Source organism: Burkholderia lata (genome assembly GCF_000012945.1).
GTDB lineage: Bacteria > Pseudomonadota > Gammaproteobacteria > Burkholderiales > Burkholderiaceae > Burkholderia > Burkholderia lata.
The window spans coordinates 1,338,509-1,357,605 of record NC_007510.1 but is presented as its reverse complement, the minus strand read 5'-3'; the positions used below and the strand labels follow the sequence as shown (position 1 = coordinate 1,357,605).

Annotated in this window: 16 protein-coding genes; 8 read left to right on the top strand and 8 right to left on the bottom strand. The window is 67.6% G+C overall.

Annotation, left to right across the window (positions count from 1 at the left end):
* Positions 1–109 precede the first annotated feature (109 nt).
* The 4 genes from BCEP18194_RS12090 to BCEP18194_RS12075 are packed head-to-tail and all read left to right on the top strand — an operon-like array spanning position 110 to position 4,693.
* A complete protein-coding gene (locus BCEP18194_RS12090; RefSeq protein WP_011351563.1) occupies positions 110–607 on the top strand; it encodes a Csu type fimbrial protein in 498 nt (165 codons plus the stop codon).
* A gap of 15 nt (positions 608–622) precedes the next feature.
* Positions 623–1,342 (top strand): fimbrial biogenesis chaperone, encoded by a 720-nt coding sequence (locus tag BCEP18194_RS12085; RefSeq protein WP_011351562.1) that lies wholly within the window; start codon positions 623–625, stop codon positions 1,340–1,342.
* Positions 1,343–1,349: 7 nt separating this feature from the next.
* Positions 1,350–3,734: a fimbria/pilus outer membrane usher protein gene (locus BCEP18194_RS12080; protein WP_011351561.1), complete on the top strand. Its 2,385-nt coding sequence runs from the start codon at positions 1,350–1,352 to the stop codon at positions 3,732–3,734.
* Positions 3,731–4,693 carry a Csu type fimbrial protein gene (locus BCEP18194_RS12075; RefSeq protein WP_011351560.1) on the top strand — a complete coding sequence of 321 codons (963 nt, stop codon included), beginning with the start codon at positions 3,731–3,733 and terminating at the stop codon, positions 4,691–4,693. The genes BCEP18194_RS12080 and BCEP18194_RS12075 overlap by 4 nt, the downstream gene beginning before the upstream one ends.
* 55 nt (positions 4,694–4,748) lie before the next feature.
* Here the strand turns inward: BCEP18194_RS12075 and BCEP18194_RS12070 are convergent, their stop codons facing one another.
* The 4 genes from BCEP18194_RS12070 to BCEP18194_RS12055 form a co-directional block, all read right to left on the bottom strand.
* Positions 4,749–5,036: a hypothetical protein gene (locus tag BCEP18194_RS12070; RefSeq protein ID WP_011351559.1), complete on the bottom strand. Its 288-nt coding sequence runs from the start codon at positions 5,034–5,036 to the stop codon at positions 4,749–4,751.
* Positions 5,037–5,140: 104 nt separating this feature from the next.
* On the bottom strand, positions 5,141–6,163 hold the full coding sequence (locus BCEP18194_RS12065) for a histone deacetylase family protein (protein WP_011351558.1): 1,023 nt from the start codon (positions 6,161–6,163) through the stop codon (positions 5,141–5,143).
* Between the two features lie 49 nt (positions 6,164–6,212).
* Entirely contained in the window at positions 6,213–7,496 is a 1,284-nt protein-coding gene (locus tag BCEP18194_RS12060) for a Zn-dependent hydrolase (RefSeq protein WP_011351557.1), read from the bottom strand.
* A 31-nt stretch (positions 7,497–7,527) separates the two neighbouring features.
* Positions 7,528–8,838 carry an MFS transporter gene (locus BCEP18194_RS12055; protein ID WP_011351556.1) on the bottom strand — a complete coding sequence of 437 codons (1,311 nt, stop codon included), beginning with the start codon at positions 8,836–8,838 and terminating at the stop codon, positions 7,528–7,530.
* Between the two features lie 190 nt (positions 8,839–9,028).
* Between BCEP18194_RS12055 and BCEP18194_RS12050 the strand changes: the two genes are divergently transcribed.
* Positions 9,029–9,985, top strand: coding sequence for a LysR family transcriptional regulator (locus BCEP18194_RS12050; protein WP_011351555.1), 957 nt, complete (start codon positions 9,029–9,031; stop codon positions 9,983–9,985).
* Between the two features lie 37 nt (positions 9,986–10,022).
* On the opposite strand, the gene BCEP18194_RS12045 is transcribed toward BCEP18194_RS12050, so the two are convergent.
* Positions 10,023–10,949 carry a LysR family transcriptional regulator gene (locus tag BCEP18194_RS12045; RefSeq protein ID WP_011351554.1) on the bottom strand — a complete coding sequence of 309 codons (927 nt, stop codon included), beginning with the start codon at positions 10,947–10,949 and terminating at the stop codon, positions 10,023–10,025.
* A gap of 90 nt (positions 10,950–11,039) precedes the next feature.
* Here BCEP18194_RS12045 and BCEP18194_RS12040 point away from each other — a divergent pair, with 90 nt between their 5' ends.
* The 3 genes from BCEP18194_RS12040 to BCEP18194_RS12030 all read left to right on the top strand — a co-directional run bounded on the left by BCEP18194_RS12040 (position 11,040) and on the right by BCEP18194_RS12030 (position 15,221).
* A complete protein-coding gene (locus BCEP18194_RS12040) occupies positions 11,040–12,509 on the top strand; it encodes an amidohydrolase (RefSeq protein ID WP_244272944.1) in 1,470 nt (489 codons plus the stop codon).
* A gap of 89 nt (positions 12,510–12,598) precedes the next feature.
* On the top strand, positions 12,599–14,014 hold the full coding sequence (locus BCEP18194_RS12035) for a purine-cytosine permease family protein (RefSeq protein WP_011351552.1): 1,416 nt from the start codon (positions 12,599–12,601) through the stop codon (positions 14,012–14,014).
* A 64-nt stretch (positions 14,015–14,078) separates the two neighbouring features.
* Positions 14,079–15,221: a porin gene (locus BCEP18194_RS12030; RefSeq protein ID WP_011351551.1), complete on the top strand. Its 1,143-nt coding sequence runs from the start codon at positions 14,079–14,081 to the stop codon at positions 15,219–15,221.
* A 113-nt stretch (positions 15,222–15,334) separates the two neighbouring features.
* Here BCEP18194_RS12030 and BCEP18194_RS12025 read toward each other — a convergent pair whose 3' ends face one another.
* The 3 genes from BCEP18194_RS12025 to BCEP18194_RS12015 all read right to left on the bottom strand — a co-directional run bounded on the left by BCEP18194_RS12025 (position 15,335) and on the right by BCEP18194_RS12015 (position 18,979).
* Positions 15,335–16,405, bottom strand: a complete 1,071-nt coding sequence (locus tag BCEP18194_RS12025) for a porin (RefSeq protein WP_011351550.1) — start codon at positions 16,403–16,405, stop codon at positions 15,335–15,337.
* 160 nt (positions 16,406–16,565) lie between these two features.
* Entirely contained in the window at positions 16,566–17,996 is a 1,431-nt protein-coding gene (locus tag BCEP18194_RS12020; RefSeq protein ID WP_011351549.1) for a purine-cytosine permease family protein, read from the bottom strand.
* A 305-nt stretch (positions 17,997–18,301) separates the two neighbouring features.
* Positions 18,302–18,979: an SOS response-associated peptidase family protein gene (locus tag BCEP18194_RS12015; RefSeq protein ID WP_011351547.1), complete on the bottom strand. Its 678-nt coding sequence runs from the start codon at positions 18,977–18,979 to the stop codon at positions 18,302–18,304.
* Positions 18,980–19,097 lie beyond the last annotated feature (118 nt).

Sequence of the window (19,097 nt, the reverse complement as noted above, 5' to 3'; positions counted from 1 at the left end):
CGATTCGTATCAGCATTTGCAATGCCGCGGCATGCGAAGCGCGGCATAAATCCAATGAAAAACCGCTCGATGAGGGATCAGTGTGAAAGTTGCCATCGCTTCCACGACAATGTCGCTCGCGCTGTTAATCGGCCTGTCGACACCTGCCGCCGACGCCGCCACTTATTCGAACGGCACTGCAACCGCCACCTTCAACGTCACGCTGACGCTGCAGCCGAACTGCACGATCGCCGCGAACCCGCTGGCCTTCGGCACCAACGGGGTGCTGGCCACTGCAATCAACCAGCAGACGACCGTCAGCGTCACCTGTACCAATACGACGCCGTACAACGTCGGCCTCGATGCGGGCTCGGTCACGGGTTCGAGCGTCGCGAGCCGCCTGATGGCCGGCACGTCGACCGGCAACACGACGACGACCGTCGGCTTCCAGCTCTACCAGGACGCCGGGCGCACGACGATCTGGGGCAACACGCAAGGCACGAACACCGTGGCCGGCACCGGCTCGGGCGCCGCGCAGGCGTTGACCGTCTACGGCCAGGTGCCCGCGCAGGCAACGCCGAAACCGGACACGTATCAGACGACCGTCACCGCAACCGTCTACTTCTGACCGGCACCGCAACGCATGACCGCATTACGTCGAATGCTCGCCGCGCTGCTGTGCGCGGCCGGCACCGCGCACGCCGCGTCGCTGCAGATCTCCCCCGTCACGATCGAATTCGGCTCCGACGACACGGCCGCCGGCATCACGCTGCACAATCCGGGCGAGCGCCCCGTGTACGGGCAGGTGCGCGTGTTCCGCTGGGACCAGGCCGACGGCCAGGACACGCTGACGCCCACCCAGGATCTGGTCGCGAGCCCGCCGCTGATCGAAGTCGGCACGCAGTCCGAGCAACTGATCCGCGTCGTGCGTGCGTCGCGCGCGCCCGCCGGCATCGAGCAGAGCTACCGGCTGCTGATCGACGAGCTGCCGCAGCCCGGCGAAGCGCCGACCAACGGCGTGTCGATCCGGCTACGCTATTCGATTCCGGTGTTCGTCGAGCCCGCGACCAACGGCGCGCCGCAACTCGACTGGGCGCTGCTGCACAGCAACGGCGGCTGGGTGCTGCGGGTGCGCAACGGCGGCGCGCGGCGCGCGCAGCTGGCCTCGGTCGAGCTCGTGACCGGCGACGGCCACGCGTACCCGCTCACGCACGGGCTGCTCGGCTACGCGCTCGCGGGCCGCACGGGCCAGTGGAGCGTGCCGCTGCCGGCCGGCGTCACGCTCGGCGGCAAGGTCACGGTGCGGGCAGCCGTCAATTCGCAGCCGGCCAGCGCGGTCGTCGCGGTGGAGCCGCCGGGCTAGACCGCCGGTGCGCCGCCCGGCCTCGCCCCCTTCGCCACGCGCCGGCAGGTTCCCGGCCAACGGACGCAAAACACCGCGCCGCTCGCCGCGCGCTGCGCTTGCGGCCATCGTGGCCGGCAGCCTGCTCGTGCTCGGCTCGGCCCGCGCGGACGAACCGGCTGCACTTGTGATGACCGACAGCACGCACGACGTGATCCTCGAAGTCAGCGTCAACGGCGAAAGCACCGCGCTGCTCGCACACTTCCGCGAACGCGACGGCCATCTGTCGGCAAGCGGCGCCGACCTGCGCACGATCGGCTTCGCCACCGACCGGCTCGGCATCGCCGACGCGGCGACCGTCGACCTCGACACGATTCCCGGCCTGCACTACCGCTACGACGCGGCACATCAGAGCGTCGACCTGCAGATGCCCGACACGCTGCGCCGGCCGTACGCGGTCGACAGCCGCGCGTTGCCGGCCACGCAAGAGGCCAGCGCGTCGCGCGGCGTCGCGATCAACTACGAGGCGTACGCGCAGACGATCGGCGACCGGCAGTTCTCGCTCTACACCGGCGTGCGCTACTTCGACCCGAACGGCGTGTTCAACACGACGGGCACCGCGTATTTCTACAACGGCCAGCGGCGCTATACGCGCTTCGATACGTCGTGGAGCCGCTCGGACCCGGCACGGCCGAGTACGACGCAGATCGGCGACGCGATCTCGGGATCGCTCGCATGGACGCGCTCGGTGCGCCTCGGCGGCTTCCAGTGGCGCAGCAACTTCGCGCTGCGGCCCGATCTCGTGACGTTCCCGATTCCGTCGCTCGCCGGTTCTGCGGCCGTGCCGTCGGCGGTCGACCTGTACATCAACAACGTGCGCCAGTACACCGGCAACGTGCCGAGCGGCCCGTTCATCATCCACGACGTGCCGGGCATCACCGGTGCCGGCCAGGCGACCGTCATCACGCGCGATGCGCTCGGGCGCACCGTCGCGACGTCGGTGCCGCTCTACGTCGATACGCGCATGCTGTCCGCCGGGTTGTCGAGCTATTCGTTCGAAGCCGGCTTCCTGCGCCGCAACTACGGCGTGCAGTCGTTCGACTACGACGCGCGGCCGGCCGTCAGCGGCTCGATGCGGCGCGGCATCACCGATGCGCTGACCGTCGAGGGGCATGCGGAAGCGACCGGCGGCGTGGTCAACGCCGGCGTCGGCGCGCTGCTGCGTCTCGGCTACGCGGGCGTCGTGAGCGGCGCGGTCGCGGGCAGCGCCGGCCGCTATCCGGGCACGCAGGTGAGCGTCGGCTACCAGGTGATCGAACCGCGCTTCTCGATCAACGCGCAGACGATCCGCGCATTCGGCCGCTACGGCGACCTCGCGTCGCGCGACGGCTCGCCGGTCCCGTCGGCGACCGACCAGGCCACGCTCGCGCTGCCGTTCATGCACCGCCAGACGCTGTCGCTCAGCTATATCGGCTTCCGGCTGCCGCAAGGCCCGAGCGCTCGGATCGGTACGGTGTCCTACACGCTGAGCTTCGGCGATCTCGCGTCGGTAAGCGTGAGCGCGTACCGCGACTTCGCGCAGCAGGGGGCGAACGGCGCGTTCGTGTCGCTGAACATCGGGCTCGGCCGCAACACGTCGATCAATGCGACCGTCGGCCGGCAGCGCGGCCAGTCGAACTACACCGTCGATGCGAGCCGCCCGCCCGACTACGACGGCGGCTGGGGCTGGGGCGTGCAGACCGGCGGCACGGGCGCGGTGCCATACCGGCAGGCGCAACTGCGCTATCTCGGCCATGCCGGCGAAGTCATCGCGGCCGCGCAGAACATCGACCGCCAGACCGGCGCGTCGCTGGACGTCAGCGGCGCGCTCGTCTTCATGGACCGCAGCCTGCAGGTGTCGCGCCGCATCGACGACGGCTTCGCGCTCGTGTCGACCGACGGCGTCGCGGGCATTCCGGTGCTGCACGAGAACCGCGTGATCGGCACGACCGATCGCGCGGGGCACCTGCTCGTGCCCGACCTGAACGCATACCAGAACAACCAGATCGCCATCGACTCGATGAAGCTGCCCGCCGATGCGCGGATCGCCCGCACGTCGATGACGGTCGTGCCGCAGGCGCAATCGGGCGTCGTCGCGCATTTCGGCGTGTCGCGCTATCGCGCGGCGTCGGTGATCCTGCGCGACGCCGACGGCCGCCCGCTGCCGGCCGGCGCGCACGTGCATCACGCGGAAAGCGGCGCGAACACGATCGTCGGGTACGACGGGCTCACGTTCATCGACGGACTGAAGGAGGACAACCACCTCGTGATCGATTACGGCACGCAGCGCTGCGCAGCGGAATTCGCGTTCACGGCGCCCGGCAACGGCACGCTGCCGACCATCGGCCCGCTCACCTGCCGGGCTGCGCCATGAGGTTCGCCCTGCTCCTCGTTGTCGCCTTCGCCATGTGGTGCGGCGTGCCGCACGATGCGCGGGCCGAGTCGTGCACGGCCACCGCGTCGACGGTGAGCTTCGGCTCGGTCAGCCCGATCTCGCGCGCGTCGGTCGCCGCGACCGGCACCGTCAGCATCACCTGCACGTGGTCGGCCATCACGCTGACGCCGAACGTGCTCGTATGCCTGAGTCTCGGCGGCACGAGCCCGCGCAGCCTCGTCAACGGCACCAACGCGATGCAGTACGACCTCTTTCTCGATGGCGGACACTCGGTCGCGTGGGGCTCGATTTACTCCGGCACGACGCCGGCATCGGTGACGCTCGTCAAACCCGCGCTCGGCACGAGCGCAAGCGCCACGGTCACGATCTACGGACAGATCACGTCGAACCAGCCGACCGTGCCGACGACCGGCAACAGCACGACCACCTACTCGCAGACGTTCGGGGGCAACACGACATCGATCAACGCGGGGTTCTACCTGCTCGGTGCGCCAAGCTGCGCGTCGCTGACGGCGTCGAACGGCACCTTCCCGTTCAGCGCGACCGCCAACGTCATCAACAACTGCAACATCAGCGCGACCAACGTCAGCTTCGGCACGGCGAGCGTGCTGTCGGGCGCACTCGCGGCGACCGGTTCGATCACCGCGCAGTGCACCAACGGCGACGCGTGGAAGATCGCGCTGAACGGCGGTAGCAGCGGCAGCGTGACCGCGCGCCACATGCAGCGCAGCGGCGGAGGCGGCACGATCGGCTACGGGCTTTACACGGATGCCGCGCGCTCGATCGCGTGGGGCGACGGCACGGGCGGCAGTTCGACGGTCACGGGTGTCGGTACGGGTACGTCGCAGGTCGTGACCGTGTATGGCGCGGTGCCGGCGCAAACGACGCCCGCGCCCGGCAACTACAGCGACACGATCACCGCGACGATCAGTTTCTAGCGTTCCGATCCGCAGCATCAGCAGGCGCGCACGCCGCGCGCGCCGCGCGCGCCGTTCAGAACGTGACGGTCCAGGTGGGCAGCACACCCGCGCCGATGCTGCGCGGCGCCGACCGTACATCGGGCAGCGGTGCGTGACTGAGCACGAACGGCGTACCGTGCGCGCAATTGACGCTCGGCATTTCGGCATCGACGGCCGGCGGCACGCCGGGGCCGATCGTGCAGGTTTCGGGAATGGTGAGACTGACGCGCAGCGGAATCGACGGATCGGCCGCGCTGGCGAACGACACCACGCCCAGCGCCGCGAGCGCAATCGCACTGCGTCTGATTTGGCCGGCTGTCATCGTTCGGCCCTCCTTCGTGCATCCATCCAGCATATGCGCGAATTATCGGCATGCGCGCGGAAATCTTGAGTCCGCACGCATGCGATCGGGCCCCGCCGCGCCGGTCAGCGCGCGGCGGCGAATCCGCCGAAAAACGCACGCGCGTTCGCGTCGAGGCTGTCGAGGTGATAGCCGCCTTCTTGCACGATCACCGTCGGCAACCCGAGTGCGCCGATCGCGCCGCCGAGCCGCCCGAAGCCGTCGGTCGTGACGGCCACCTGCGATTGCGGATCGTCCTTGTAGATATCGAAGCCGAGCGCGAGCACGAGTGCGTCGGGCTGGAACCGCGCGAGCGCGCGCAGTGCACCGTCGAGCCGCTCGAAGAACGCCGACTCCGGCGCGCCGTGCGGCATCGGCAGGTTGAGGTTGAACCCGTCGCCGGCCCCGGTGCCCGTCTCTTCCTCGTAGCCCGCGACGACCGGGTAGAAGTTGGTCGGATCGCCGTGGATCGACACGTACAGCACGTCGTCGCGGCCGTAGAAGATCTCCTGCACGCCCTGCCCGTGATGCATGTCGGTGTCGAGGATCGCGACCCGGCGGTGGCGGCCGAGCAGCGACTGCGCGGCGATCGCCGCATTGTTCAGGTAGCAGAAGCCGCCGGCCGCGTCACGGCGTGCGTGATGGCCGGGCGGCCGGCACAGCGCGTACGCCTCGCGTGCGCCGTCGTTGACGTCGGCCGCGGCCGCCAGCGCGCCCTGCGCGGACCAGTACGCGGCACGCCACGTGTTCGCATCGACCGGGCAACTGCCGTCGGCAAGGTAGCGCGCGGCTTTCGCAAGCACGCCGCGCAGCGGGTTCGGGTCGCGCACGAACACGTTCGACATTACTTCGTCGCCCCAGTCGTCGGGCATCTGCTTCCAGTCGCGGTGCGCTTCTTCCAGGAAGCGCAGGTAGTTCATGTCGTGCACGGCCGCGATCGGCGCGGTGCCGCGGTCGGCCGGCTCGCGCACGTCGAAGTCGAGCGACCGGACGGCCGCGACGAGTCGCGCCGCGCGCTCGGGCACTTCCTGCGGCTCACGCATCTGGCCACGCGACAGGTAGCTGCGCGGATGGTGCAGCAACTGCTCGGGATGGAAATAGGTTTTCATCGTTCGCCCTCGTCGGTTTTTCGTTATGCCGATTGATCGGTTTTCCGCGTCACGCATCCTGCGTGGTGGCCGCCGCGGCAACGCCCGCTGCAATACCCGCTTCAACGCCGGCGCGCGCGAGCACCGCATGAAGCAGCACGTTCGTGCCGCGCGTCACGTCGGCAGGCAACGCATCCTCGGCTTCGTTGTGCGACAGGCCGTCGACACACGGGATGAACACCATCGCGGTCGGGACGCAACGCGCGAGCAGGATCGCGTCGTGCCCGGCGCCGCTGACGATCCGCTCGTTCGTATAGCCGAACGCGGCGGCCGCCTGCGCGACCCGCTGGACGCAGTCGCGATCGAACGGCGTCGCCGGGCTGCGCCAGCAGGTGTCGATCGTGACCTGCACGCCACGCGCGGCGGCGACACGTGTGCACGCATCGCGCAAGTCGCGCTCCATCGCATCGACTTGCGCATCGTCGTGATGGCGAAGGTCGACCGTGAACGTCGTCTCGCCGGCAATGGTGTTGCGCGACGCATTGCGGATGCCGACCTGCCCGATCGTCGCGAGCCCGCGCGGCGCATGACCGGCGACGATCCGTTCGAGTTCGATCGCCATCTGCGCACTCGCGAAATACGCATCCTTGCGATACGGCATCGGCGTCGTGCCCGCATGCGCGGCCACGCCCGTCACCGTCACGTCGAGCCAGCGGATCGCCTGCCCGCCGGTGACGATACCGATCGTCGTGCCGTTCGCCTCGAGCACGGGCCCCTGTTCGATATGCGCTTCGAAGTACGCATCGACCGCGCCGCCCATCGTGCGCGTGCCGCGATAGCCGCATGCGTCCAGTGCCGCGCCGAGCGTGACGCCGTCGGCGTCCTGCTTCGCGAGCGCATCGTCGAGCGGCAACGCGCCCGTGAACACGGCCGAGCCGAGCATCGCCGGCGCGAAACGCGCGCCCTCCTCGTTGGTCCACGACACGATTTCCAGCGGCTTGCCGGTCGCGATGCCGGCGTCGTTCAGCGTGCGCACGAGTTCGAGCGCGGCGAGCACGCCATAGACGCCGTCGAAGCGGCCGCCTTCGGGCTGCGTGTCGAGATGGCTGCCGATCAGCACCGGCGCGGCCTGCGCATCGGTGCCGTCGCGCCGCGCAAACAGGTTGCCGACTGCGTCGACGCTCACCGTCATCCCCGCGTCGCGGCACCACTGCGCGAACAGGTCGCGCCCGCGACGGTCGTCGTCGGTGAGCGCGAGGCGCCGCACGCCGCCGCGCGGTGTCGCACCGACCCGCGCCATGTCAGCCAGGCTCTGCCACAAACGGGCACCGTCGATTTCAAGCAGGTCTTTCATGTGCACTCCGGATGAATTCGTTCGTTGAGGGTCACTGCGAGCCGAGCGCTTCGGCAGCAGCCGGCCGTGCCGCGCGCCGTGCGTCGAGCGCGACGATGCAAAGCAGCGAGATGCCGGCCAGACACGTGTAGAACACCGCGAGCGGCCACCACTGGCCCGCGAAGCGGTGGGCGAGCCACGTGCCGACGAGCGGCGTCAGCCCGCCCGCGATCGCGCCGCAGATCTGGTAAGCGAGCGAGATCGCCGAATAGCGCACGTGCGCGGGGAACACGTCGCTGACGAAACCCGCGATCACCGAATAGAAGCCGGCCATGCAGACCACCGCGAGCGCGATGCCTGCGATCAGCGAGGCGGACGTGCCGCCCTGCACGAGCATGAACATCGGGTACGGCGACAGCATCGCGAGCAACGCCGCGAGCTTCAGGAAACGCGCGCCGCCGATGCGCTCGGCGATCCACGCGGCGATCGGCTGCGCGATGAACTGGATGATCGCGACCGCGAACAGGCTGTCGAGGATCAGCGAGCGCGACACGCCGACGTACTGCGTCGTGTACGCGATCATGAACGTGTTCGTGAAATAGACGCCCGCGATGCCGATCGTGTTCGCGCCGATGCAGAGCGCCACGAGCCCCGACGCGGAGCGGAACACTTCCGCGACCGGCAGCTTCACCGTGCGGTTGGTTTCCTTCACGCGCGCGAATTCCGGCGACTCGTTCACGCCGAGCCGGATCAGGATGCCGACCACGAGCAGCACCGAACTCGCGAGAAACGGCAGGCGCCAGCCCCATGCGAGGAAATCGGCCTTGTCCATCGACGTGACCGCGCGAAACGCGATCAGCGACAGGATCAGCCCGGCCGGGCTGCCGAGCTGCGCGAACGACGCGAAGAACGTGCGGCGCCCCTGCGGCGCATGCTCGCCCGCCATCAGCACCGCGCCGCCCCATTCGCCGCCGACCGCGATCCCCTGCACCACGCGCAGCGCGACGAGCAGCACCGGCGCGAGCATGCCGACCTTCGAATAATCGGGCAGCAGCCCGACGCAGACGGTTGCGACGCCCATCATCATCAGCGTGGTCATCAACGCCTTCTTGCGGCCGATGCGGTCCCCAAGATGGCCGAAGATCACGCCGCCGAGCGGCCGCGCGAAGAAGCCGACCGCGAACGTCGCGAACGACGCCATCGTGCTGACGAAGCGGTCATGCGACGGGAAATAGAGCTCGCCGAACACGAGCGCGGCGGCGGTTGCGTAGATGTAGAAGTCGTACCACTCGATCATCGTGCCGATGAACGCGGCCGTCGCGGCGCGCGCCGGCTGGCGGGCGGAAGGAAGGGACTGGGTCATGCGGGCTCCTGACGCGCGCCGCAGCGGAGCGACGCGCAATATCGTGTGACGGCCGTCTGTCGCGGCCTTGTGCCGCACGCTGCGGCACCCCTCCTTTATCGGCGACCGCGAATCATTAGTCAAATTTCAAGTTATTATTCGCCGTATAAATTCAACTAATGCTGACCCCGACGCCTCGCCCGGAGACCCGATGCGCCCCGACCTCGCCCCGTTCCTGAACGACCGCCTCGACTGGAACCTGTTGCGCACCTATCTGGTGATCATCCAGGAGCGCAGCGTGAGCCGCGCGGCCGCACGCCTGCACGTCACGCAGCCGGCCGTGAGCCAGGCATTGCGGCGCCTCGAGGACACGCTCGAACGCAAGCTGATCGAGCGGCGCGGCACGCACTTCGCGCCGACACCGGCCGGCGAAGCCGTCTACCGGATCGCGAGCGACATCTACGGCGGCATCTCGCGCCTCGAAACCGAAATCGACGACAGCACGGCCGACCTGACCGGTTCGATCCGGCTGCTGACCGTGAGTCGCATCGAGTCGCCCGTCTACGACGAATTCCTCGCGGAATTCCATCGCGCGTATCCGCGCATCGACCTGCAGATCGAAGTGATGCGTTCGTCGGACATTTTGTCGTCGCTGCTGCAGAAGACGGCCACGGCCGGGCTCGGCCTGTGCCGCACGCCGCACGACAAGCTGGAGATGCGCTGCTTCCTGCGCCAGCGCTATGCGATCTACTGCGGCCGCCATCACCGGCTGTTCGGGCAGACGCAACTGCGGATGGACGATCTGCTCGCGGAGAATTTCGTGTCGTTCACGAGCGACCAGATCGGCGACAGCCTGTCGCCGCTCACCGTGTTTCGCGACCAGAAGGGCTTCACGGGGCGCATCGTCGCGTCGTCGCCGAGCCTCGAGGAAGTGCGGCGGCTGATCTTCGCCGGCTACGGGATCGGCTGCCTGCCCGAGCACATCGTGCGCGACGACATCGCGCAGCAGCGGCTGTGGCGGCTGCCGCCCGACGACGGGCTCGTCGATGTCGACGTGTTCCTGCTGTGGCATCGCGATCGCAAGATGAACGCGGCCGAGCATGCGTTTCTCGACGCGATGGAGCGCTGCATGCAGCGCTACTCGCTGGCGGAGCGGTTGGGGAAGTAGCAGGCACGACGACGCCGGTTGCGCGTCGGCCGGTCGTTCATCGCGGCGCCGCGCCGAGCGCCGTCGCCGCGCAATCCGCGAAGACCGATTCGGCCAGCGCCTTCGCGCGCATCGCGGCCGGCGACAGCGTCCGCGCGGCCAGCGTCACGAGCCCCAGCCGCGCTTCGCGGCGAAACGGCGGATCGAGCGGCAGCTCGACCAGCGTCCCGCACCGCAGCGCGTCGCGAAACGCCGCCGCATTGCCGAACACGACCATCCCGCCCACCGACGCCGCCGCCTCCACGTCGCGAAAATCGTCGCTGCGGAACGAGATCGACGCATCGAACGAGCACTCGAAGTACTCGCACAGGTCGGACAGCGCCCACGGCGACAATTCGATCGAACCGAGCCGGTGCTGCAGCAGTTCGTCGCGCGTCACCGCGTCCCGGCGCGCGAGCGGATGGTCCGGCGTACAGAAGAAGCCGCTGGGCCAGCGCGGCAACCGGGTCAGCTGCAGGTCGGCGTGATCCTCGAGTTGCGCGATGTCGCCGATGAACAGGTCGACGTGCTCCTCGAGCAGCCGTCGCAGCAGCGTATCGCGACGGCCGCGTTTGATGCTCACGCGCACCTGCGGCGCCTCGCGCAGGAAATGGTCCATCAGCGGCCCGGTCAGCAGGATCGCCGGCGTCGCGCCGAGCCCGATCGACAACTCGCCGAATTCGCCATGCTGCATCAGCGCGAGGTCGCGCTGCAATTCCGTCGCTTCCATCACGATGCGCCGCGCGCGTTCGGCAAATACCTTGCCGTAAGGCGTCAGCGACACGCCGTTCGGATGGCGGTCGAACAGCGCGACGCCGAGCTCGGCTTCGATCGACTGGATGCTGCGGGACAGCGCGGGCTGGCTGAGGTTGACGTCGACGCTCGCGCGGCTGAACGTCAGGTGCTGGGCGAGGCCAAGCGCATGGCGAAGTTTCCGGATGTTCACGACGGTCCTCGAACGGATGACGGCAATGAGTCGACCTGCCGTCGAACGGGCCGCGGCGGATGGCGAGCCCCCGCAACGGCCGTGCCTCGCATGCCGCTGCACCGCTTCGACGAAGCCGGGGCAATCGGCCGTATATACCACCATCCCCGCACGCGAGACATCCGCATTGACCGCAGGCAGCGGCCCGGCGGGCCCATGCAAGGTCTGCATCGCCCGTGTGGTTATTCGCATTGGCCGGCGCGAATTTCTCCACATAGCATCGGTTTCAAGGGAACCCCGTTTCCCGCCCCGAAGCAGCAGCGTGCTTCGCTACCCATTTTGCAAAGGCGACACCCGATCATGCCCATTTCTCCACCGATCCAGGCGCTGGCAGCCGACATGCGCGACTGGCGCCGGCTCATTCACAGCAAACCGGAAATCGCATTCCAGGAACGCGGCACGGCCGACTTCATCGCGACGCGGTTGCGCGAATTCGGCATCGACGTTCATACCGGCGTCGGCCAGACCGGCGTGGTCGGCATCGTCGACGGAACGCTCGGCGCCGGCCGCACCGTCGCCTTGCGCGCCGACATGGATGCGCTGCCGATGCGGGAACTGGGCCGCCCGGTCTACCGGTCGGTGTTCGAAGGCATCTTTCACGGCTGCGGCCACGATGGCCACGTCGCGATCCTGCTCGGCACCGCACGCCATCTCGCCGAGCATCGCCACTTCCGCGGCCGCGTCGTGCTGATCTTCCAGCCGGCCGAGGAAATCGTCTGCGGCAGCCGCGCGATGCTCGACGACGGGTTGCTCGAGCGCTTCCCGTTCGACGAAATCTACAGCCTCCACAACGACCCGATGCTGCCGCCGTCGAGGATCGGCGTGCGCGCCGGCGCGCAACAGGCATCGTCCGACCGGTTTCAGATCCGGATCCACGGCATCGGCACCCACGCCGGCATGCCGCACCTCGGCATCGATCCGGTCGCGATCGGCGCGCACCTGGTTGCGATGCTGCAAACCGTCGCGAGCCGGTCGGTCGATCCGCTGGAAAGCGTCGTGATCTCGATCGCGCGCTTTCACGCCGGCGACGCATTCAACGTGATTCCGCACGAAGCCGTGCTCGGCGGCACCGTGCGCGCGCTGTCGAACGACACGCGCACCTTCGCGCTCGAGCGGATGCGTGCGATCTGCGACGGCGTCGCGCTCGCCAATCGCACGCGCATCGAATTCGAATTGCTGGACGGCACGCCGGCGATCGTCAACCACGCCGACGCGGTGCAGTGCGTGATGGACGCCGCGCGCGAGGTCGTCGGGGCGGAAAACGTGATCGGCAACGTCACGCCGCTGATGGCCGGCGACGACATCGCGAACTTCCTCGATGCACGCCCCGGCTGCCACTTTCTGCTCGGCCAGGGCGGCCACATGTGCCATCACCCCGAATACGACTTCAACGACGACGTCGCGCCGATCGGCGTCGCGATGTTCGCATCGATCCTGCGCGCGCGGCTGGGCGCCGGCGCCGAACCGATACCGACCGGCCTCGACGAACGCAGTGCGCTGGCGGCGGCCGCCGCGCGCTGACGAGCACCGCCCGAACCCTCATCGCCCCATCCGGCGTTCCACGCCGCACATAACGACACGACGGATCATCCGTCCACGGAGACAGCGTCATGAGCACCACCGCGTCCGACAAGGACACCCTGATCGAGCACCGCTCGATCGAACCCGTTCCCGACAGCGAGCGCCACGGCGGCCTGCTGAGCCAGTTCACGCTGTGGGTCAGCGCCAACCTGACCGTCGTCTGCGCGGTCACCGGCGCGCTGACCGTCGTGCTCGGCGGCGACGTCTTCTGGTCGATCGTCGGGCTGTTCGTCGGCCAGATCGCCGGCGGCACGATCATGGCGCTGCATGGCGCGCAGGGGCCGCAAACCGGGCTGCCGCAGATGATCCTCAGCCGCGTACAGTTCGGCATCTACGGCGCGATCATTCCGCTCGCGCTCGTCTGCGTGATGTACATCGGCTTCCTGACGAGCGGCACGGTGCTGATGAGCCAGGCGCTCGGCCAGTTGATGCACGTGAGCCCCGCCCAGGCCATCGTGATGCTCGGCGTGGTCGTAACCTTGCTCGCGCTGTTCGGCTATCGCGCCATTCATGCGGTCGGGCGCATCTACAGCGTGGTCGGCGGGCTGATGTTCGTCTATCTGTTGTTCAGCCTGACGCGCGGCCACAACGCGACGCTGCTGTTCGACAACCGGCACTTCACGTGGCCGACCTTCCTGTTCGCGGTATCGCTGTCGGCGTCGTGGCAGATCACGTACGGCCCGTACGTCGCCGATTACTCGCGCTACCTGCCGCGCGCGACGTCGCCACTCCGGACTTTCCTGACGATCGGCGCCGGCTCCGTGCTCGGTTCCCAGATCGCGATGACGTTCGGCGTGTTCGCCGCAGCGCTGGCCGGCAAGCAGTTCGCCGGACACGAAGTCGCCTATATGGTCGGCATCGGTTCGGGCGGCATCGCGCTGGTGGCGACGACGCTGTACCTGACCATCATGTTCGGCAAGCTGATCGCGTCGACACTGTGCGTGTACGGCGGCTTCATGTCGGTTGCCACGATCTCCGCCGCGCTGCGCGGCAAGCCGTCGATCGGGCTTGGCGCGCGGATCGTGCTGACCATCGGCGTCGTCGCGACCTACACGATCCTCGCGCTCGTCGCCGATCACGCGTTCCTGCGCACCTTCAGCCACTTCATCCTGTTCCTGCTGGCGTTCTTCACGCCGTGGAGCGCGATCAATCTCGTCGACTACTACTGGGTGTCGCACGAGCCGATCGACGTGTCGGCGCTGTCGGACGTCAACGGCCGCTACGGCAAGTGGAACGCGATCGGTATCACGTGCTACGTGGTCGGCGTGCTTGCGCAGATTCCGTTCATGTCGACCGAACTCTATACGGGCCCGCTGTTTAACCTGCTCGGCGGCATCGACGTGTCGTGGATCGTCGGCATGGTCTTGCCCGGCGCGCTCTACTACGCGCTGACCCGCCACCGCAGCCCGCGCGCTTCGCGGCACGCACAGATCGACCGCGCATGACGCGATAGAAGCGGCTTCGATCGCATTCCACTCCCCACGCAATATAATCAGGATTCCGATTCATATGGAAAATAAAATCATCCTGTCGTGCGCACTCGCGCTTTGCACGCTGAATGCCCACGCACAGAGCAGCGTCACGCTCTATGGCGTGATCGACAACGGCCTGTTCTATTCGACCAACCAGGGCGGCAAGCATGCAGTGCAGTTCCTGTCGTCGCCGACCGAAACGAGCGTCTGGGGCCTGCGCGGCTCGGAAGATCTCGGTGGCGGCAACAAGGTCATCTTCAAGCTCGGCTCCGCGTTCTCGATGGCCAACGGCACGGCCTGGCCGAGCGGCCGCATCTTCGGCGACTATGCATGGATCGGCCTGAGCAGCACGAGCGCGGGCACGCTCAAGCTCGGCCGCATGCTCGACAGCGTAGGCGACTACCTCGGCGACTTCGCCGCAACCGGCAGTTGGGGTGGCGCGCTCTATGCGCATCCGTACGACAACGACAATCTGTGGGCGACCTACATGGTCAACAACGCCGTCAAGTATCAGAGCATCGAACTGGCGGGCGTCACGTTCGGCGGCATGTACGCGTTCAGCAACAAGGCGGGCGCCGCCTCGGGCAGCGGCTCCGGCTTCGCCGACAACCGGCTGTGGGCGGCCGGCCTCGCCTACGAAATCGGCCGCCTGAAGCTTGCCGCCGTCTACGAGCAGCTCGACCATCCCGGTGACGATGCACCGGGTTCGCTGGGCGCCGTGGACGTGCTCGATGCGAATTTCACCGCCGCGCGCCAGCGCATCTTCGGGCTGGGCGCACACTACGCATTCGACCGGTTCGAGATCGGCTCGAACGTGACGCGCACGGTGCTGGAGATGCCAACGGGAGAATGGCAGAACCCGGCCTTCACCGGCGCGAGCGGGCTGAGCTTCAACAACTACGAACTGAATGCGACGTTCCATGCAACGGCCGCGGTCGACGTGAAAGGCGCGTACACCTATACGACGGCCAGCGTGGACGGCAAGCATCCGCACTGGAACCAGTTCGGCCTGCTCGCCGAGTACGCACTGTCCAAGCGCACGCAGGTGTACCTGGACGCCGTCTACCAGCGCGTACACGGCGACGACACGCCGTTTTCGCAAGCCCAGATCAATACGCTCTCACCTGCGTCCGGCAACACGCAGGCGTTGGTCGGCCTGGGCATCCGGCATCGATTCTGAGCGCCGGCATCGCGACACGCGCGCGTCCGAACGATGGCGACGCGCGCGTGTCGCGATGCGTGCCGCGGTCATGCCGTCCGCTGACCCGGCGTGACCGCGGCACCACACATCCTTCAGAACCGGTGAACGATACCCAGCTGCACACCGCGTGCATTCGCACCCGGATACGCGAGCGGCAGGCCGGGGTTCGCCGCACCGGCGAGCGTATAGCCGGCCTGGTTGCGGTTGCGCAGGTACGACAGCGCGCCGTAGAAGCTCGTGCGCTTCGACAGGTCGTACTCGTACATCAGCCCGAGCTGGTCCGCATGGTTGCCCTGCGACGACTGGTCGTGCAGATACGCGTAGCCGAGCGCCACGTAGTTCGCCGGATTGAACTGGTATTTGACCGACAGCCCGTACACGCGCGAATCGATGCCGAGATCGGCCCACTTCACCGCGGAGAAGCCGCCGTACACGGTGGCCTTGCCGATCTCGTACGACGCGCCGGCCATGATCGTGCGATCGGTGGTGGTCGCCGTCGCGTTCTTCAGCCACTGGCCCGCGACGAACGCACCGAACGGCCCGTGTTCGTAGGTCAGGTCGAACTGCTGGCTGGAGCCTGCCGAGCGCACGCCGCCCGCATCGCCGAACCCGAAGTACAGCCCGCCCTGGAAGCCCGCGATCTCCGGGCTCTGGTACGACAGCGTATTGCTGGTGCGGAACGCGAACACGGTCAGGTTGTCCATGCCGGACGCCTGCGTGACGCCGCCGAACGCATCCTGTCCGCCCTGGTCGTTGAACAGCGGCGAATTCTGGCGGCCCGCGCGCACCTTGCCCCACTGCCCCGCGATGCCGACCCATGCCTGCCGGTTGAACAGGCTGCCCGAACTCGCCAGCGAACCGTCGTTCGGGTTGAAGCCGTTCTCCAGCGCGAACTCGATCTTCTGCCCGCCGCCGATATCCTCGCCGCCCTTCAGCCCGAACCGGCTGCCCCACTGGCCACCCGAATTGATCGCCGCCGTATAGCCGTTGCCCGTATTCACGTACTGCGCGAATTCGTCGATCACGCCGTACAGCGTGACGCCGTCCTGCGCGAATGCGGCGCCCGGTCCAGCGACGCACGCCACCGCGACCGTCACGCGAAGACCGGCGTGCGCCATCCACGCCCGGGAATCGCTCCCGCGGGCCGTCATTTGTTTAGTCATACTATTCAATGGTCAGAGAATGAAACGACACCGTGCGCGGCAGTCGCGCCGCACCGGCATCGCAGGAAAGGAAACGTGGGGAGGAGCCCGGCGCAGGCAGCGCCCGGCTCGCGCGACAGTCAGGCCGGCAGCCGGCCGGCCCGATGCGCGTGACGTGTCGTCAGTGGTGAACTTCGCCGCGTTCGAGCGGCAGGATCAGGCGTTCGGGAATGCTGCGGCGCGACGCGCGCGCGCCGATGTAATACAGCACCGCCGGCACGAGCAGGCCGAGAATCCACGAGATGTCGGTGCCGCCGAGCGCGTCGACGAGCGGCCCCGTGTAGATGTGCGTCGACATGAACGGCAACTGCACGAGGATGCCGACCACGTAGATCGTGATCGCCATCACGTTCCAGCGGCCGTAACGGCCGTCCGGATCGGACAGTGCCGGCACGTCGTAGCGCGAGCGCGTGAAGCAGTAGTAGTCGACCAGGTTGATCGCGCTCCACGGCGTGAAGAACGCGAGCAGGAACAGGATGAACGCGGTGAATTCCTTCAGGAACGAATGACGGCCCGCGAGCGCGATGAGCGTCGATACGCAGATCATCCCGAAGATGTAGACGAGGCGGCTGCGCGACGACACGGCACCCTTGCCGCGGAAGCCGCTAACGATCGTCGCCATCGACATGAAGCTGCCGTAGGCGTTGAGCGCCGTCACCGTCACCTTGCCGAACGCGATGCTGAAGTACAGCAGCGCAGCCACGGCGCCCGTCGAGCCGAGGCCGACGATATACGACACTTCATGGTGCGCGAACTGGCTGCCGGCCAGTGCCGCCGCAAACACGCCGAACACCATCGCCGCCTGCGCGCCGATCACCGAGCCCAGGCCGACTGCGACGAACGTCGCGACCGACGACGTCGAGCGCGGCAGGTAGCGCGAATAGTCGGCGACGTACGGGCCGAACGCAATTTGCCACGACGCAGACAGCGACATCGACAGCAGGAAGCTCGCGAGCGAGAAATGCTTGTTCGCCAGCAGCGCGCCGATGTCGTGGTTCGCGAACAGCTGCGTGAACATGTAGACGAACGCGGCGATGCCGACCACGCTCGCGATCCGGCCGACGGCATGGATCGCGCGATAGCCGAACACGGTCAGCACGACGATCACGGCCGCGAACAGCAGGATGCCGGCCGCGTCGTCGATGTGCAGCAGTTGCGCGACGGCCTGCCCGGCCAGCACCGAGCCGCTTGCGGAGAAGCCGATGTACATCAGGCACACGAGCACGATCGGGATCATCGCGCCGTAGACGCCGAACTGCACGCGGCTCGAGATCATCTGCGGCAGCCCGAGCTGCGGCCCCTGCGCGCCGTGCAGCGCCATCACCGTGCCGCCGATGAACTGGCCGAGCAGCAGCGCGACCAGCGACCAGAACACGTCGCCGCCAAGCACCACGGCGAGTGCGCCCGTGACGATGGCCGTGATCTGCATGTTCGCCGACAGCCACAGCGTGAACTGGCTCAGCAAGCCGCCGTGGCGCTCGGCGTCGGGAATGAAGTCGATCGAACGGACTTCGATCAGGCCGCCGGCTTTTCCACTGGGATTCGTTGACACGGGGAAATCTCCAAAATACTCAGGATCACAAATGGTTTGAACGAGACGGGAAGCTGCGAGCCGCCCTTTCGGCTCGGCGGGTGCGGGGCGCCGTGGATCGCCGGCATGCGCCACGCACGCACGGTCTGCGCACTGGCGCGCACGCGGCACGACGTGTGCCGACATTGCCAGCGGATGATCTTGTATATACAACTTGCGAGGTATCGGTGATTACCCGGTATCGGTTCATTTCCGAAATTGTCCGAACAAATCGGGAAACGTTCGACCGTGTTTTGTCGAAAGTTGAACGTATGAATAATGAAAGCTCAGGTGCGCGCGGGCGATGCCTGATCGGGTTCGGCCGTCATGTCGGCGGCGGGAAGCAGGTTCAGCATGCGCCGGGCTGCCTCGACATCACGCACATGCAGCCATTCGTCGTAGTCGTCGCGGCGCAGCATCACGACGCCCCGCTTCTCTTCGCCGGGCCGATGCATCCGCGCGAACAGCGGATGCGTGTCGGCGTTGACCGTGAGCATCGCCATGCCCACGCGTCCGCGGCCGTCGTCGCCTTCGTAGCGCCGCCAGATGCCGGCGACGCAGCACGGTTGCCAGCCGTCGATGCCGATCCGCTGCCATACGTTGCGGCCGGTTTCGTAGCAGGGTTCGAAGATCCAGCGCACCGGAATCAGGCAGCGCTGGCCGTTGCGCCAGGCATTGCCGTAGAGCCGCGACGAGCCGACCGTTTCCGCCCGTGCGTTCACCGTGTCGAGCTTCTTCTTTTTCCGGCCGTTCTCGTCGAGCCGCTCGGGCTGCATGAATTTCGGCCAGAAGCCGAACACGGCCGCGACGACTTCGAGGCCGTCGCCAGCGGCGCACGCGATCGGCGCCGCGTAGTCGGGATACACGTCGGGTGCCCACGGGTCGCGGCGATACAGATCGCCGATGCCGATCTTCAGTTCGCTGATGCCCGGGTCTTCGTCAGGGGCGCGGTAGTGGGTGCACACGGCTCGGCGGACAATGGAAGCAATGTTTTCATCGTAGGTCAGCGCAGGCGCATCAGTCGCACTATCGTTTTGTATGACTCAACAGTTTTACGAATCGACGATACGCCGGGCGTTGCCC

Bases quoted from the DNA above. Each gene is read 5' to 3' on its own strand.
- BCEP18194_RS12065 (WP_011351558.1), bottom strand. From the start codon at position 6,163: ATGAAAACCTATTTCCATCCCGAGCAGTTGCTGCACCATCCGCGCAGC.
- BCEP18194_RS12035 (WP_011351552.1), top strand. From the start codon at position 12,599: ATGAGCACCACCGCGTCCGACAAGGACACCCTGATCGAGCACCGCTCG.
- BCEP18194_RS12030 (WP_011351551.1), top strand. From the start codon at position 14,079: ATGGAAAATAAAATCATCCTGTCGTGCGCACTCGCGCTTTGCACGCTG.
- BCEP18194_RS12025 (WP_011351550.1), bottom strand. From the start codon at position 16,405: ATGACTAAACAAATGACGGCCCGCGGGAGCGATTCCCGGGCGTGGATG.
- BCEP18194_RS12040 (WP_244272944.1), top strand. From the start codon at position 11,040: ATGCCGCTGCACCGCTTCGACGAAGCCGGGGCAATCGGCCGTATATAC.
- BCEP18194_RS12050 (WP_011351555.1), top strand. From the start codon at position 9,029: ATGCGCCCCGACCTCGCCCCGTTCCTGAACGACCGCCTCGACTGGAAC.
- BCEP18194_RS12055 (WP_011351556.1), bottom strand. From the start codon at position 8,838: ATGACCCAGTCCCTTCCTTCCGCCCGCCAGCCGGCGCGCGCCGCGACG.
- BCEP18194_RS12070 (WP_011351559.1), bottom strand. From the start codon at position 5,036: ATGACAGCCGGCCAAATCAGACGCAGTGCGATTGCGCTCGCGGCGCTG.
- BCEP18194_RS12075 (WP_011351560.1), top strand. From the start codon at position 3,731: ATGAGGTTCGCCCTGCTCCTCGTTGTCGCCTTCGCCATGTGGTGCGGC.
- BCEP18194_RS12090 (WP_011351563.1), top strand. From the start codon at position 110: ATGTCGCTCGCGCTGTTAATCGGCCTGTCGACACCTGCCGCCGACGCC.
- BCEP18194_RS12085 (WP_011351562.1), top strand. From the start codon at position 623: ATGACCGCATTACGTCGAATGCTCGCCGCGCTGCTGTGCGCGGCCGGC.
- BCEP18194_RS12060 (WP_011351557.1), bottom strand. From the start codon at position 7,496: ATGAAAGACCTGCTTGAAATCGACGGTGCCCGTTTGTGGCAGAGCCTG.